Annotated in this window: 13 protein-coding genes; 9 read left to right on the top strand and 4 right to left on the bottom strand. The window is 43.9% G+C overall.

All coding sequences use genetic code 11. From position 1 onward, the window contains the following. Positions 1 to 223 precede the first annotated feature (223 nt). On the top strand, positions 224 to 3,364 hold the full coding sequence (locus tag HLI_RS16225) for an FN3 associated domain-containing protein (RefSeq protein WP_128525958.1): 3,141 nt from the start codon (positions 224 to 226) through the stop codon (positions 3,362 to 3,364). Positions 3,365 to 3,405: 41 nt separating this feature from the next. Here the strand turns inward: HLI_RS16225 and HLI_RS21770 are convergent, their stop codons facing one another. Together HLI_RS21770 and HLI_RS16230 are read right to left on the bottom strand one after the other, a co-directional pair. After that, a complete protein-coding gene (locus tag HLI_RS21770) occupies positions 3,406 to 3,558 on the bottom strand; it encodes a hypothetical protein (RefSeq protein WP_164908591.1) in 153 nt (50 codons plus the stop codon). Between the two features lie 437 nt (positions 3,559 to 3,995). Continuing rightward, positions 3,996 to 5,456: an APC family permease gene (locus tag HLI_RS16230; protein WP_128525959.1), complete on the bottom strand. Its 1,461-nt coding sequence runs from the start codon at positions 5,454 to 5,456 to the stop codon at positions 3,996 to 3,998. A gap of 482 nt (positions 5,457 to 5,938) precedes the next feature. Between HLI_RS16230 and HLI_RS16235 the strand changes: the two genes are divergently transcribed. Beyond that, the gene (locus HLI_RS16235) at positions 5,939 to 6,985 is read left to right on the top strand and encodes a glycosyltransferase family 4 protein (protein ID WP_128525960.1); all 1,047 of its coding nucleotides are present in this window, start codon (positions 5,939 to 5,941) and stop codon (positions 6,983 to 6,985) included. 94 nt (positions 6,986 to 7,079) lie between these two features. On the opposite strand, the gene HLI_RS16240 is transcribed toward HLI_RS16235, so the two are convergent. Together HLI_RS16240 and HLI_RS16245 are read right to left on the bottom strand one after the other, a co-directional pair. Next, a complete protein-coding gene (locus HLI_RS16240) occupies positions 7,080 to 8,099 on the bottom strand; it encodes an LCP family protein (protein WP_128525961.1) in 1,020 nt (339 codons plus the stop codon). Between the two features lie 16 nt (positions 8,100 to 8,115). Beyond that, entirely contained in the window at positions 8,116 to 8,757 is a 642-nt protein-coding gene (locus tag HLI_RS16245; RefSeq protein WP_128525962.1) for a YigZ family protein, read from the bottom strand. A 168-nt stretch (positions 8,758 to 8,925) separates the two neighbouring features. On the opposite strand from HLI_RS16245, the gene HLI_RS16250 reads away from it, so the two are divergent. The 7 genes from HLI_RS16250 to flgM all read left to right on the top strand — a co-directional run bounded on the left by HLI_RS16250 (position 8,926) and on the right by flgM (position 15,025). Beyond that, positions 8,926 to 10,065, top strand: a complete 1,140-nt coding sequence (locus tag HLI_RS16250; RefSeq protein ID WP_128525963.1) for a sensor histidine kinase — start codon at positions 8,926 to 8,928, stop codon at positions 10,063 to 10,065. Positions 10,066 to 10,227: 162 nt separating this feature from the next. Beyond that, positions 10,228 to 10,905, top strand: coding sequence for a response regulator (locus tag HLI_RS16255; RefSeq protein ID WP_128525964.1), 678 nt, complete (start codon positions 10,228 to 10,230; stop codon positions 10,903 to 10,905). A 296-nt stretch (positions 10,906 to 11,201) separates the two neighbouring features. Then, positions 11,202 to 12,047: a DegV family protein gene (locus HLI_RS16260; protein WP_128525965.1), complete on the top strand. Its 846-nt coding sequence runs from the start codon at positions 11,202 to 11,204 to the stop codon at positions 12,045 to 12,047. Between the two features lie 60 nt (positions 12,048 to 12,107). After that, positions 12,108 to 13,523, top strand: coding sequence for an ATP-dependent helicase ComFA (locus HLI_RS16265; protein WP_128525966.1), 1,416 nt, complete (start codon positions 12,108 to 12,110; stop codon positions 13,521 to 13,523). Next, on the top strand, positions 13,520 to 14,185 hold the full coding sequence (locus HLI_RS16270) for a ComF family protein (protein WP_128525967.1): 666 nt from the start codon (positions 13,520 to 13,522) through the stop codon (positions 14,183 to 14,185). Before HLI_RS16265 ends, HLI_RS16270 begins: the two co-directional genes overlap by 4 nt. A 75-nt stretch (positions 14,186 to 14,260) precedes the next feature. Beyond that, positions 14,261 to 14,686 carry a TIGR03826 family flagellar region protein gene (locus HLI_RS16275; protein WP_128525968.1) on the top strand — a complete coding sequence of 142 codons (426 nt, stop codon included), beginning with the start codon at positions 14,261 to 14,263 and terminating at the stop codon, positions 14,684 to 14,686. A 72-nt stretch (positions 14,687 to 14,758) separates the two neighbouring features. After that, complete coding sequence (gene flgM, locus HLI_RS16280) at positions 14,759 to 15,025, top strand: flagellar biosynthesis anti-sigma factor FlgM (protein WP_128525969.1); 267 nt, start codon at positions 14,759 to 14,761, stop codon at positions 15,023 to 15,025. Positions 15,026 to 15,032 lie beyond the last annotated feature (7 nt).

Genomic DNA, 15,032 nt, shown 5'->3' on the forward strand with positions numbered 1-15,032 from the left:
TTTCTAACCTCTCAATTTTCTATTGTACCACATATGAAAACACCCGAATGACTCACTCCATATGTCGGAAGATTCGTAAAATGTTTGTCATAATTAGTCATATTTACGTATGCTATTGGAACGATTTATCATTTTTTACAAAAAACAAATATAAACTCTATTCTGAATTTTGTACACTTAAATAGAGATACCCTTTGTACAACAATTTGAAGGAGGTAAAAAGATGCAGAAATTGTTTCATTCATTATTAATAATGGCCCTTGTGCTGGGCTATGTATTCGTCCCTTTTACCCCGGTAAAGGCGGAGAGTCCTGAAGACTTATTCATATCTGAATATGTCGAAGGATCTAGTTATAACAAAGCCGTAGAAATCTATAACGGCACCGGGGAGGAGGTAGATTTATCAAGCTACTCGCTGGAGCTATATTCGAATGGCAGTGAAACCGTTTCAAGAGAATTGGATTTATCTGGTTCTTTGGCTGATGGTGAAGTGCTGGTCATTGCTCATAGCAGTTCCGGAGAAAGTGTCTTGAATGTGGCTGACGTCTTAGATAGTATTGCCAATTTCAACGGTGATGATGTGCTTGTCCTTACTAATGAAGATAGTGCCATCGATTCAATCGGACAAATCGGAAGCACGGATGAATTCGGTAAGGACGTCACTCTTGTAAGACAAGCAGGTGTAATCTCTGGAGATACAGATCCGTCCGATTCTTTTGCCACTTCTGATGAGTGGGATACGTACGGCAAAGATACTTTCGAATATCTTGGCAGCTATGCGATGCCTGAGGAAGAGGAAGTGGAAGTCCAGACAATCGCTGATGCAAGACAGGCTGAAAAAGAGACAACGGTTGCTGTCGAGGGTATAGCGACTGCCTCTTTTGAAAGTGGAGGACAAACGAACCTTTACATACAAGATGAAACAGCAGGAATCATTGTCCGCGCACCTGGTCTTTCTGCAAGTGTTGGAGATCAAGTAATGGCCCAAGGTGAATTTAGTGATTACTACGGAATGGAACAAATCATCACTTCTTCAGCTAGTGTCGAGGTGACAGAAGCAGGTGTAGGTGTTCCGGCAGCACAATCTGTGAATTCCGGACAATTTTCTACAGCTCAAGGAGAGCAGATTGAAGGAGAGTTCGTGCAAGCGAGTCAAATGGAGATTACAGGTGTGAACGAGCACGGCGATTTCACCGCAGAAGATGAGCAAGGATCGTTCACAATTACACCAGGAGATGAAAGTCTGCTGGAAGTCGGCAAAACCTATGAGCAAATACAGGGAGTCGTGAACTATAGTTTTGAAGAGTACAAGCTGGTTCCGCGTTCTGAATCCGATATTATTGAAAAAGTATTTGCTGTGACGGCGAGTCCTGGAAGTGGTTCAGTCGTTCAGGGATCAGAAGTGACATTGCAGACCGCTGAACCTGAAGGAAAGATTCATTATACTGTAGACGGATCAGAACCGACAGTGGAAAGTACAGAATACACAGAACCGATCACCATTACAGAAGATACGACTGTTAAAGCTCTGGTAGCTCGTGATAATGGGGAGACGAGTGATGTAGCCACTTTTGAATATTCGGCCCTTAAGGCGTTGGATGATTTAGAGATCCACGACATTCAAGGAGCAGGCCACAGCTCTCCATATGAAGGAGAAACAGTGGAGAAGGTGGAAGGTGTCGTAACTAAGCTTGATGGTTCGAATGGATTTTACATGCAATCCTTAAGCGCAGACGATGACCTTGCTACATCAGAAGGTATTTATGTTTACAAAACTTCAGCAGGTGTTGAAGTCGGTGACGTCGTTAACGTTAATGGTGAAGTGACGGAATATCGTGAGGATGGTTATTACGATGCGGAAGATCTTCTGACTACACAAATCAGCGCCTCAGCGATTACTGTCGTTTCACAGGGAGAGGCGTTACCGGACCCTATCGTCATCGGTGCCGATCGTGAACAACCGACAGAAACCATCGAAAATGATGAAATGCAGTCCTTCGACCCGACAGAAGACGGTCTGGACTTTTATGAAAGCTTAGAAGGAATGCTGATTGAACTTCCAGAGCCGAAAGTTAGCGGACCTGTGAAATATGACGAGCTTCCTGTCTATGTAGAAACAAGTGAAGATCAGGATTTCACGAGAGCTGGTGGATTGCTGATTTCTCCAGATGACTACAACCCGGAACGTGTGCTCATTGATGTAGCGGGGATGGGTTTGAACGCCAAAACAGGTGACTACTTCAATGATTCCATCACAGGAGTTGTCAGTTACGATTATAGTAACTATAAAATCCGTGCAGCAGGTGACTTACCTGAATTGCAAGATGGAGGAACAGAAAGACAGTCAGCGAAATTGAAAGGCCTCAAGAAGAAAATGACGGTCGCTTCTTATAATGTGGAGAATTTCCACGCAGGTACGGACCCCGAAAAAGTAAACAAGATCGCCGAATCAATCGTAGAAAATTTAAACACCCCTGATGTCGTAGGTTTGGTCGAAGTCCAGGATAACAATGGACCGACTGATGACGGGACAGTGGAAGCGAATGAAAGCTATCAAACACTGATCGATGCCATTGCTGAAGCAGGTGGCCCTGAATATGCTTTCACAGATATTGCCCCTCAAGACAAAGTGGATGGCGGACAGCCGGGAGGGAACATCCGTGTCGGTTTCATTTATAACCCGGAACGTGTTTCTCTTGTAGATAAGCCTGATGGAGATGCCAGTACAGCTGTAGATGTCGATGAAAATGGATTGACTTTGAACCCAGGACGCGTCGACCCGACCAATGAAGCATTTGAAGACTCCAGAAAAGCGTTAGCCGCCGAGTTCGAATTCAATGGAGAGAAAGTGGTCGTAGTCGCTAACCACTTCAATTCAAAAGGCGGAGATGGGGCATTATTCGGAGCAGAACATCCTGTCGTACTTGGTAGTGAAGTTCAAAGACTAAAGCAAGCAGAAGTCCTTAACAACTTCGTACAAAAAGTGGAAGATGAGATGGACGATGCGAATGTCGTCGTTTTAGGAGACTTGAATGATTTCGAGTTCTCTGCACCTATAGAAACACTTGAGGGCGATGTCCTGACGAATATGATGGAGGAATTGCCGGAAGAAGAACGTTACACTTATATTTATCAAGGCAATTCCCAAGTGCTCGATCACATTCTGGTAAGCAATAACTTAGCTAAACAGACGAAGATCGAGTCGGTCAACATTAATGCAGACTTCTCGGAAGCGGATGGACGTGCAAGTGACCATGATCCGGTACTTGCCCAAATCCATATTAAAGAAGATAAAAAAGGATGGCTCCATTCGTTCCTTTATAGCATCTGGAACAAATATTTTGCTGGCTATTTCGGTTTTTAAACAAGAAAATCCCGTTTTGCGAGGCACCTGAAAAAACCTCTTCAATCTAGAGGAGCTGTTAAAGTTTGTTGTTGCTTCTCACGACTCGCTTGTGGGTGGATGCTTGCCGCGGGCACGACCGCAGCTAACTTGGCCAAGAAGATCACTTGACCAAGTGGATCTTCGGATCGCGCTGTTCCCGCAGGCGTCACCACCGAACGCTCATCGTGGAAGCAAAGAGCTTTATCTAAAAGATTGATCTTGTTTGATTTATAAAAGAAAACCAATGTGTGTGTACAAGGGCCGGTGACGATATAAATCATCAATATCCAACGAATAGTAAAGCTTATGGAGTAAGTGCCCGAATTTATCATAGAAATAAAGAAGCCGAGTTGAACGATAAAATCGTCCTACTCGGCTTTTTTCTTTGATACCTAACTCAGAGAGTTGCAGTTCTTCAGTAGTCTCGTTTATGCGAAGGTTTTTACTTGTTTCTTAATGGACATTAGCTCAAGGAGGCTTGCCGTTTTCCCCGAGAAAAGCGAGCCGTTTCCAAGACCCCATTGCTCCCAGCAAAAGCAACGAAACCGATCTTGCAGATAAGGAGCGATTAGAGAAGAAAACAACGCTAAGGTTTAACGAAGCATTGTAATCATATTTCTTCTTTTTCTAAGATGAGATAGTTCATTTCTTTACGGTCAATACTGTTGTAGCGCTTTGAATTGAACAAGTAGAAAATAACACCGATGAGTATCCAAACTCCTAGAGCGATATAAGATTCCCTGCCGAGTGATGCCGGTGACCAGGGAAGCAGCAGTAAAGCAAGAAACCCGAGAGCACTGATCATCCCGATGAGTGACAACAACTTTTTGCCAGGGGAGACCGTTGTCGTATGCTCGGCTGTACTTTCTCCATTTGACCACCGGAAGAATTTGTAGGCTGTGGCTGTACAGAAAAAGTATGCGATGGCCACGCCTGTTGAAGACATATCAACAACCCACAGTAGTGCCTGACGGCCGAACCATGGGGCAATAAGGCAGATAGCCATCGTGAACAAAATACCGACATAAGGTGTGCCATATTTCGGGTGAAGTCTGCGGAACATATTCGGCAGGATACGTGCACGTCCCATTGCAAACGTAAGGCGACTTGCTGAAATGAAGAATCCGTTCAATCCAGTGAAAATCCCCATACATACAGCAAGGGCGATGATGAACACGCCAGCACGACCTAAGTAACTCTCAATCGCATCACCTGTACCCCAGACTGATTGGGTCTGGTTGATTTGTGTGAGCAACTGCTGCCAGGGCATCGTACCTGCGGTAATCAAGATCATTGCACTATAGGCAAGGCCTGCTGCAAGAAGGGACCAAATGATCAGCCCGAAAGCTTTTTTCGGTTCAAACTTGAACTCTTCTGCTGCCTGCGGAATGTTATCGAAACCGACGTATGCGAATGGAGCGATCGCTAATATCGTCAGGATAGAAGCGAATGCCGTTTGATCAGGTGTAAAAGCAGGGGAGATATTCGCAAAACTTGGACCATCCGTGAAGATAGCTCCTACCCCTAATAAAGTGATGCCCAGTATTAAGATCACGCTGAAAATGAATTGCGTCTGTCCGGAAAAACTGGCACCGCGGATATTCAATAATGCAAACAAAACAAGGGCGAGACTGGCGATGGCAATTTGAATGATTGATACCTCATATCCTGCCACTGTGTACATATTTCCGGTGCGGACTAAATCAGGAAATAGAAATTTCGCCAATAAAGCTAGAGCAGATGCGTTTAAAGCGACAATGCATATATAGCCAAGGGTCAAAAACCAACCGGCAATAAAAGCGAATTTCCGTCCGAATCCGATGTAAGCATAAGCGAACTCTCCACCGGTTACCGGAAATTTTTCAATTAAATACCCATAACTGACCCCGATGATCATCATTAGGGCAGCGCCGAGCAAAAGGCCGATGACTACGCCTATCGGTCCTGCTTGACCAATCCAGTCTGTCGGAAGGACGAAAGCGCCCCAACCGATCGCAGAACCGAAAGCGATCGCCCAAACCCAATGAGGCTTTAGGGATTTTTCTAATTTTTTTCTTTCTCTATTCACCATTAAGTAATGGATCCTCCTATCTGTTTAAAACATAGGTTCCCTATTTTAAATAGGGTCCATGTGTAAATGCAATCGAAAAGGTATACAGGAAAAATAAAACAAATTATTTTCAAAAAACTATGAAAAAATTAACAATTAAATGTTATTCTGTAACAAGAGACTCAACCTTTTGACGAAAATTGGATGAACGGGTTACAAATTGATGAATTATAGCGTGGAAGTACATAAAACAAGAGGCACTGCCTAATTTTATATTAGCTCGGAGTAAAGTTGGCGGTGAATGTCATCAGGGGTAATAATATATTTCAAAAAAGCTAACAAAAACGTAATGAAATCGTTATGTCAGGATTCGAGTTCTTATGATATAATTTTTCACGTTTAATATGCATAACAAACAGAGAAATTATGCAGTTGAATATGGAAAAAATATATGAGCTTACATCCATTAGGGAGAGGACATAATAAACCTGAGGAGGGTCTTTATGGAGTATAAGGCCTTGCTGTTTTGCTTGATCGCATCTGTGGTAATTACTCCACTAGTCAAGAAAATGGCAGTCAAAATTGGTGCTACAGATCAACCGAACCACCGTAAAGTTCACAAAAATGTGATGCCGCGTTTAGGTGGTTTAGCGATTTACATTAGTTTCGCTTTAGGTATTTTATTTTTCTTTCCGGAAAGTAACTATACCTGGCCCGTATTGATGGGTGCGACCATCATCATTATTACTGGTGTTCTGGACGATTTGAAAGAATTGTCAGCCAAAGTGAAGCTTGGAGGACAGCTGTTAGCTGCTGTCGTTGTAGTGATGGGTGGTGTCCAGGTCGATTTCGTCAATTTACCTTTCGGGGGACAAATCGATTTTGGCTATATGAGTATCCCCATCACGATTTTATGGATTGTCGGAATTACCAACGCCATTAATCTTATTGATGGATTGGATGGTTTAGCCGCTGGTGTGTCAGCCATTGCTTTGCTGACGATTTCAGGTATGGCCATCACGATGGGAAATGTTTTTGTAGTATTTGCAGGATTAATGATGCTTGGAAGCACACTAGGGTTTCTCGTGTATAACTTTTACCCCGCCAAGATCTTCATGGGAGACACAGGCGCTCTTTTTTTAGGATTCATGATAAGTGTTTTATCCTTGCTCGGCTTCAAAAATGTAACATTATTCTCTTTCATTATTCCAGTCATTATACTAGGCATTCCGATTTCTGATACGTTGTTCGCAATAGTCCGGAGAATTGTCCATCGTAAACCCTTATCAGCACCTGATAAGTCTCACTTGCACCACTGCCTTCTTAATTTAGGCTATAGTCACCCGGAAACGGTGCTGATGATTTATGCAGGCGGCGCCTTATTCAGTTTAGCTGCCGTCATCTTTTCGCAAGCGACGATGTTTGGCGCAGTCCTGGTTGTTGCGATGTTAATCCTGATGATCGAGCTTATTGTCGAAATCACTGGCTTAGTAGGTAAAGAATATAAACCGATACTGAATATTATCAAAGGTACACGAACAAGAAGATAAAATATAAGAAGGGTGTCCCTGGACAGGGACACCCTTCAAGTATATTGCCTGGGAAATAATTCTACAAAAAGCTTCCTGTTTCGTCAGCAAAAACCTACATAGAGTCATCTTCATTCTTTGTCATCGTATCCGGCTCTTCCTCTTTCACATAAGGGTTAGATAAACCGAGATGAGCCTTCAATTCGTCTGTAGTTTCAGAAAGGCTTTCTTCTTCCAGTTGATAATACCAGCCCTCATCGATATATCCACCTTCACCTTCCAACTGCATTTTATCGAAAGTTAGTTCATTTTTTTGAAGGATATAGTCTTTGAATGTAATCATTTCCTCAAAGGTCAAATTCGTCTTTAAATTATTATTGATCGATTCCAGAATGGCATCAAAATTGTTCAATGACTTTGCGGACATGGTTTCGCGGAAGATCTCTTGAATGAGCGCCATCTGCCGTTCGCCACGAGCTAAGTCACTATCATATTTCCGGGTGCGGGCTAAGGCCAACGCTTCTTCACCATTCAAAGTTTGCGGGCCCTCTTCTAATTCAATGGCTCCTGCTTGATCCGAACTGTTCTGCTCCGTCATATCAAAAGGAACGTCATAGGAGAGGCCCCCGATAGAGTTGACGACCTCAACGAATGAGTTGAAGTTCAACCGTACATAATAATCGACGGGGATATCCAACATCCGTTCAACGGTTTCGACTGTTGCGTCAATTCCGCCAAACGCATGCGCATGAGTGATTTTGTCTTCATACCCGACCTCAGGGATGTATGTGTAAGAATCGCGGGGGATGCTAAGCATTTTAACGGATTTATCATCGTCATTGAATGTGGCTAATACAAGTGCATCTGATAGTGAGTCTCTATCTTGCGACGTTTCTGACCTTTTTTCACTGTCATCTATACCGACAAACAAGACGGAAGTGTGATCTGTTGCCGGATTGACCACTTCAATCCGTTTATCTGACTTTTTTCCCCGATCAAGTTCCTGGTGTGAATCTGAAGCTGTTTCTTTCACCTGATTGGTTAAATAAATCGCATATCCACCAGCAGCACCTAACCCAGCTATAATCATGAATACAACTATCCATAAGAAGATGGTCAGTCTTTTGCGTTTCATGTCGTGGTGAGCTCCTTTACTCAGGTGTGACATCAAATTCTACGTAGGAATAGTCTCCTCGTGTAATGGCCGCCTGGTTACTCGTCAAATCTGTCACCCAGCTTTCAAATTCTTCTTCAAGGCCGCTTTCTACATATACTATCAATTCCACATTTTCTAAGTAATTAACCGTTTCGAGCGTATATTTCGAATTGCGTACTTCGTTTTCTACCTTTCCAAGCAAGTGGTATTCCATCTTCACTTTCATTTCTTTCATTAACTGGCGCTTGACGATTCCTGTAGTTTCAATGGCTGCAGAAGTGGTGGAGGAGTATGCGCGGATCAGACCGCCCGCCCCTAATTTAATGCCTCCAAAGTAACGGGTGACGACAACGGCGGTATCTTTCAGGCCTTTTCTCTTTAAGACTTCAAGCATGGGCACTCCTGCCGTTCCGCTCGGTTCACCATCATCATTGGCCTTTTGGATGAGATCGTGTTCCCCGATCATATAAGCAGAGCAGTTATGATTGGCATCATGGTGTTTCTTTTTTATTTCTTGTATGAAAGTCTGCGCTTCTTCTTCTGTTTCACAACGCTTCACATAGCCGATGAAGCGGGATTTTTGGATGGTCACTTCTTCTGATCCTTCAGGTTTTACGGTATAATAGTTTTCTAACATCGTATGAAAACCTCCTAAGTTTTCATTATATCGATGGCGGGAAAAATCGGCAAATGAATAGAAAGTTGTTTATTATTCTACAAAAAATCTATGATTACCAGAAAACACCCCCATAAATGGACATGGGTCTTACGAATGATTATGTGAATATTGATGGAGGGACTTGTGATGAGTGTACAAAAGACTGGGGATATCGCCCTTGACCACATCATTAATGAGATGGTGGATACGGTCACCAATAGCAAAGATGAAATTTTTCAAATTGGTGAAGAATCCCGTAGTGAATTCGAAAAACTTAACAAAGAATTGACAGAAACGAAGAAGCAGGTGCTTGCTCTGATTGATGAAGGGGACAAGCTGGAACAAAAGGTCCGTTTTTCTCGAATGCGCTTGTCAGAAGTAAGTAAGCAGTTCCAGAAATATTCAGAAGAAGAAATTCGGAAAGTGTACGAACAAACCCATGGATTACAAATGGATTTATCGATGAAACGGGAGAAAGAAAAGCAGCTGCGAGAGCGGAGAGACGATATCGAATTACGCTTACGCAACTTAGAAGAAACCATCAACCGCGCAGAAGCCTTAGGCGGAAAAATCTCAGTGGTGCTCAATTATCTTACAGAGGATTTCAAACATGTCACTGACGCTCTGGAAGACGCCAAAGAGAAGCAGCAATTCGGCCTGCAAATCATTGAGGCGCAGGAAGAAGAACGCCGCCGGCTGTCCCGTGAAATCCATGACGGCCCCGCGCAGATGCTTGCAAATGTCATGCTAAGGTCAGACCTTGTGGATCGTACTTACCGCGAGCGCGGAATTGAAGATGCGATGCAAGAGGTGAAGAGTGTACGGTCATTAGTCCGTTCTGCCCTTTATGAAGTGCGGCGGATCATTTATGACCTGCGTCCGATGGCTTTGGATGACCTCGGATTGATTCCGACTTTGAAGAAATATTTAGCTACCGTCGAAGACTACAATGAAGGAATGGTCATTTCATTCACTTCATTCGGGAAAGAGCGCCGTTTGGAATCAAAATATGAAGTGGCGCTTTTCCGCTTGGTCCAGGAAGCGGTTCAAAACGCGGTGAAGCATGCGGAGGCTTCAGAAATCAAGGTGAAAGTGGAAATGAAACCACAAGCAGCCATCATCATTGTCAAAGACGATGGCAAAGGTTTCAATCCTCAAGAAAAGAGAGATAAGTCCTTCGGCTTAGTTGGGATGAGAGAACGCGTCGATATGCTTGAAGGCGAACTTAACATTGATTCCAGCCAAGGAGAAGGGACTATTGTAACGATTCATCTGCCAATAAATTGATATTTTAATGAATAACTATGTAAATCGGCATGAATCGTTTATAATATAGGATAGGATTAGGGTAGATTCATAAATAGAGAAAATAACAGATAAAGAGATACAGAATAGGTTAGGGGAACGAAGTAAAACCATTCTACGTAACAGAAACAGGAGGAAATGACCATGACGACCAGAATTGTCCTTATTGATGACCATAAATTATTCCGTGAAGGTGTAAAAAGAATCCTGGATTTTGAATCCAGCTTTGAAGTAGTAGCTGAAGGCGACGATGGGGACGGGGCTCTTGGAATCATCGAAGAGCATATGCCTGATGTCGTCCTGATGGATATCAACATGCCAAGCATGAATGGTGTGGAAGCGACAGCGGAAATTACGAAGCGCTATCCGGAAATGAAAGTGATCATTTTGTCCATTCATGATGACGAAAATTATGTGACACATGCATTGAAAACAGGAGCACAAGGTTACTTGTTGAAAGAGATGGATTCAGACGCACTCATTGATGCGATCAAAGTCGTAGGCGCAGGCGGATCTTACCTGCACCCGAAAGTGACTCACAACCTGGTGGCTGAATACCGCCGCTTGTCTGAAAGCAACGGAAGCAGTGCTTATCGTACGATCGAATATCGTAAACCACTGCACCTGCTGACGCGTCGTGAGTGTGAAGTGCTGCAACTGTTGGCGGACGGTAACAGCAATCGCGGAGTAGCAGAATCGTTATATATCAGTGAAAAAACAGTGAAAAACCACGTAAGTAATATTTTACAGAAAATGAATGTAAATGACCGTACACAAGCAGTCGTAACAGCGATCAAGAATGGCTGGGTCGAAGTCGTTTGACAATAAAAGAATAGAGCAAATCGGCTGTCCTTCAAGGTATAGAAAAGCATACCTTGAAGGACAGCCTTTTTTGATGGGTTTTTTAGTGGATACATACCATATATTGCCACCTCAAGCCATCCAGATTCTGGATGGCTTGAGGTGGCAATATATGTAAAAGGAGTTCTTTCTGCATCGATTAATTCTAGTTTGTTGGTGCAATGTAGATAGGGTTCATGTAAAATAAGAGTGAGAGAATATCGGAAATAAAGTACATATAGAAATAGAAACATAAATTCGCTAAGGAGGGATTTTGGATGAAAACAGCGGTGATTACAGATAGTACGGCATACCTTCCGAAAAATATCCGAAACGCTCACCACATACATATGATTCCATTGAACGTGATTTTTGGCCATGAATCCTATCAGGAAGAGATTGATATAAACGCAGATGACTTTTACGACATGGTCAAAGAAGGGGGAGAGCTGCCGAAGACTTCTCAACCTTCCATCGGTATCATGACAGAAAAACTGGAAGAGCTCGCTCAAGAGTATGATGCAGTCGTCTCGATTCACTTATCGAGCGGGATCAGCGGGACCTACCAGGCGATGGTGACGGCCGGTGAAATGGTCGAAGAGATCGAAGTCCGCGTTTTCGACTCGGAAATCAGTTGTCACATGCAGGGATTTTATGCCCTGGAAGCGGCTGACCTTGCCGACAATGGAGCAACGCCGGATCAAATCATCAGCCGGCTGAATGAAATGAAAGAATCGATGAATGCTTATTTCATGGTCGACGATTTGACCCACCTACACCGCGGCGGTCGTCTGAATGGCGCCCAAGCTTTTGTAGGCAGCCTGCTGCAAGTGAAGCCGGTGCTTCATTTTGTCGACACGAAAATCGTCCCTTTTGAAAAAATCCGCACACGCAAAAAGGCGATCAAACGCATCACCTCCATTTTTGAAGATTCGATCGACGAAAATGGTCAATACAACGCCTGTCTGATCCACGCCAACCGTCCCGACGAAGCGGCACAAATCAAGAAGGAATTAGAACAAGAGTTCAGTAATGTTGAAATCACTCTTAGTTACTTTGGTTCTGTCATCGGAACCCACCTTGGTGAAGGGGCCATCGGGCTAGGCTGGTATCGCCGATCCTAATGAATAACACCTGCTTGTGAGACTCAGGCAGGTGTTATTCTTACAAAGGATGGTGATGGAATGCTTGATCAATTGCGTGCCTATTTCACTTCTGACTTCCCCTTGCTCTCCACGGAAACTCCGCCTCATAATTACTCCCAGCTTGCTGGAAAACTGCTCTTAAAACAGGAAATCCCTTTTTCTGAAGAAGAAATCTCCCAACTAGTATCTTCCTCCGTTTTATCTAAAATCGAAAGCATCGAACATTACCTGTGGGGCCATCGCTGCCGTCGCTGTGGCAACAAACTCGCCCACCTTTTTGCGAAAATCCCTCATAAGAAATGCGGCAAAGAATGTGTGTATTGCCGGTCCTGTATTCAGATGGGGAGAGTCATGGAATGTGAACCACTCTATATTGGCAACGCTGCTTTTGAATGGCCGGTTTATGAACATCCTTGTACTTGGGATGGCACATTAACCAACCATCAACAACATGCAGCAGATGAAATCAGCCGTTTAGTTGAATGTGGAGCAGGTGAAAAACTGATTTGGGCTGTCTGCGGGGCTGGAAAAACAGAAATGCTTTTTCCTGGGCTGACGACTGCACTCCAAAAAGGCAAACGGGTATGTCTAGCTACACCAAGAACGGATGTCGTCCGCGAATTACTTCCGAGGTTGCAACGTGCTTTTCCTGAGGTGAAGATTCAAGCCCTCTATGGGGGGAGTCCTGATAAAGTCGGCAATGCCTCTTTCATTTTAGCTACCACGCATCAGCTGCTGCGGTTTGCTCATGCGTTTGATGTGATGATCATTGATGAGGTGGATGCCTTTCCTTTTCATAACGATGCCTCCCTTCATTTTGCCAGTAAACGGGCGGCCAAACCTGAAGCGAGCATCCTCTATTTGACCGCAACACCGCGAAAGGTGCAAAAGAAACGTATTCATGCAAAACAATTGCCCGCCGTTTTCATCCCGGAAAGATACCACGGCCACCCTCTTCCGGTTCCTCATTTGAAACTCACTCCGACACTTCACCGTTATATGAAGAAAGGTCAGCTTCCTGAAAAGATGATGAAAAAAATCGCAGACCAACAGACTACAGCCCGCCAACTGCTTTTATTTCTTCCATCGATCGCAAAAGCAGAAGAGGTCGCTGCACTCTTGGATGATAAAGGCTATCATGTCCAATCCGTCCACGCAGAAGATGAAAATCGGGCAGAAAAAATACAGACGTTTCGTGAACAAAAATACCGCATCCTCGTGACGACGACCATCTTAGAGCGGGGTGTCACATTTCCATCTGTTGATGTATATGTCATTGACGCCGGTCACTCTGTATTCGATGAAGCGGCACTTGTGCAGATTGCCGGAAGGGCAGGACGCAGTCAACAGGATCCGACAGGTGAAGTGCTTTTCTACCATATAGGCAAAACAGATGCGATGCTTGATGCTGTCAATGCTATTACGTATATGAACCGGCTGGCGTCCCGGTCATGAGGTGTCTCCTTTGCAATGAAGAAATCATCCCTGAGGTGTCATGGAGCACGTTTTGGAAACCACCCGTAGAAAAGAAAATGTGCGCGGAATGCACAACTGGATTGGAAAGGATCGATAAGCCGGGATGTCCGGTCTGTTATAGAAAAGATGGCATACGGACATGTGAGGATTGTAGGCGATGGCACGACACGAACCCGCATCTCCTTGAAAATAACACTTCTGTCTATCAATATAATGCCGCTGCCAAAGAGTTAGTCGCCCGTTGGAAATACCGCGGAGATTATATCTTACTGCAAGCGTTGAAGAATGATGTGCAGGAGAAATGGGTAAAGAAAGGGATGAAGGGACAAATGCTTGTTACCGTTCCGCTTAGTGTGGAAAGGGAAAAAGAACGGGGGTTCAATCAATCAGAAGCGATCATTCATTTATTAGGTGAAAAACCAGTCCAGCTTTTTGAAAGAACCCATAATGAAAAGCAATCAAAGAAAGGGAAGAAAGAGCGGATGCTTGCTGAGAATCCCTTTAAACTGATCGAGCCGATCTCCTCCCCGGTTGTCATTGTCGATGATATTTATACAACAGGCCGGACCGTCAGACATATGGCCTCATTATTGAGAAAGAACGGCTGTCCATCTGTATCCTCTTTCACGATTTTTCGATGAATATGCTCGTCCCCCTTTGGAATCTTTCTCTTTTGCCGATATAATAAAAAAAGAGTGTAATGGAGGACGAATCATATGGGTGATTTGGCAAATTGTACGCGTTGTAATGCGATTTTCATCAAAGGGACGGCGGCGGTCTGTCCCGAGTGCAGGAAAAAAGAAGAAGAGGACTTTCAGGTCGTGTATTCTTATATGCGGAAAAAACAAAACCGGATGGCGACTGTTGAGGATATCGAAGCAGATACAGGCGTTGCCGAAAAACAAATCCGCGAGTTCGTAAAGCAAAAAAGACTCCACCCTGCCCAGTTTCCGAACATGGCCTATGGCTGTGAGAAGTGCGGTAGTTCGATCAGAGAAGGGCGTTTATGTGAAGGGTGTAAGGGTGAAATAGCATCAGGCTTGCAGAAGCAGGAACAGAATGACTCTATGAAACAAAGGCAGAAAGACGCAGAACTGAAGAAAGCGAACAGGACTTATTATTCAGTGAGAAATGAACAATAAGCATGATTTAAGATTCGCTTTAAGAGTCCGATATTAATAGAAATGAAACGGATATGAAGCGAGGTGAATGACATGAAAATCAACGGGCCGAATCAAACGAACTTCAACCCTTACCAAAAACAGGTCAATAAACAGGAAAGCATGAAGAACCAGCAGAAGTCTGAGGATAAAGTTGAAATCTCCAATCAAGCGAAACAGATGCAAGAGTCAGGCAAGCCAGACCCTGCCCGCCAAAAACTTGTCAATCAAATCAAAGCAGATGTAGATACAGGCAACTATCGTGTAGACTCGCAAGCGACGGCGAAGAAGATGTTCGATTTTTGGTCGAGCAAAGGCTAAAGGAGAA

It is taken from the genome of Halobacillus litoralis (genome assembly GCF_004101865.1).
Lineage (GTDB): Bacteria > Bacillota > Bacilli > Bacillales > Halobacillaceae > Halobacillus > Halobacillus litoralis_A.

Coding starts and splice junctions, on each gene's coding strand:
- HLI_RS16245 (WP_128525962.1), bottom strand. CDS start 8,757: ATGTTAGAAAACTATTATACCGTAAAACCTGAAGGATCAGAAGAAGTG.
- HLI_RS16230 (WP_128525959.1), bottom strand. CDS start 5,456: ATGGTGAATAGAGAAAGAAAAAAATTAGAAAAATCCCTAAAGCCTCAT.
- HLI_RS16275 (WP_128525968.1), top strand. CDS start 14,261: ATGGGTGATTTGGCAAATTGTACGCGTTGTAATGCGATTTTCATCAAA.
- HLI_RS16240 (WP_128525961.1), bottom strand. CDS start 8,099: ATGAAACGCAAAAGACTGACCATCTTCTTATGGATAGTTGTATTCATG.
- HLI_RS16255 (WP_128525964.1), top strand. CDS start 10,228: ATGACGACCAGAATTGTCCTTATTGATGACCATAAATTATTCCGTGAA.
- HLI_RS16225 (WP_128525958.1), top strand. CDS start 224: ATGCAGAAATTGTTTCATTCATTATTAATAATGGCCCTTGTGCTGGGC.
- HLI_RS16260 (WP_128525965.1), top strand. CDS start 11,202: ATGAAAACAGCGGTGATTACAGATAGTACGGCATACCTTCCGAAAAAT.
- flgM (WP_128525969.1), top strand. CDS start 14,759: ATGAAAATCAACGGGCCGAATCAAACGAACTTCAACCCTTACCAAAAA.
- HLI_RS16235 (WP_128525960.1), top strand. CDS start 5,939: ATGGAGTATAAGGCCTTGCTGTTTTGCTTGATCGCATCTGTGGTAATT.
- HLI_RS16250 (WP_128525963.1), top strand. CDS start 8,926: ATGAGTGTACAAAAGACTGGGGATATCGCCCTTGACCACATCATTAAT.
- HLI_RS16265 (WP_128525966.1), top strand. CDS start 12,108: ATGCTTGATCAATTGCGTGCCTATTTCACTTCTGACTTCCCCTTGCTC.
- HLI_RS16270 (WP_128525967.1), top strand. CDS start 13,520: ATGAGGTGTCTCCTTTGCAATGAAGAAATCATCCCTGAGGTGTCATGG.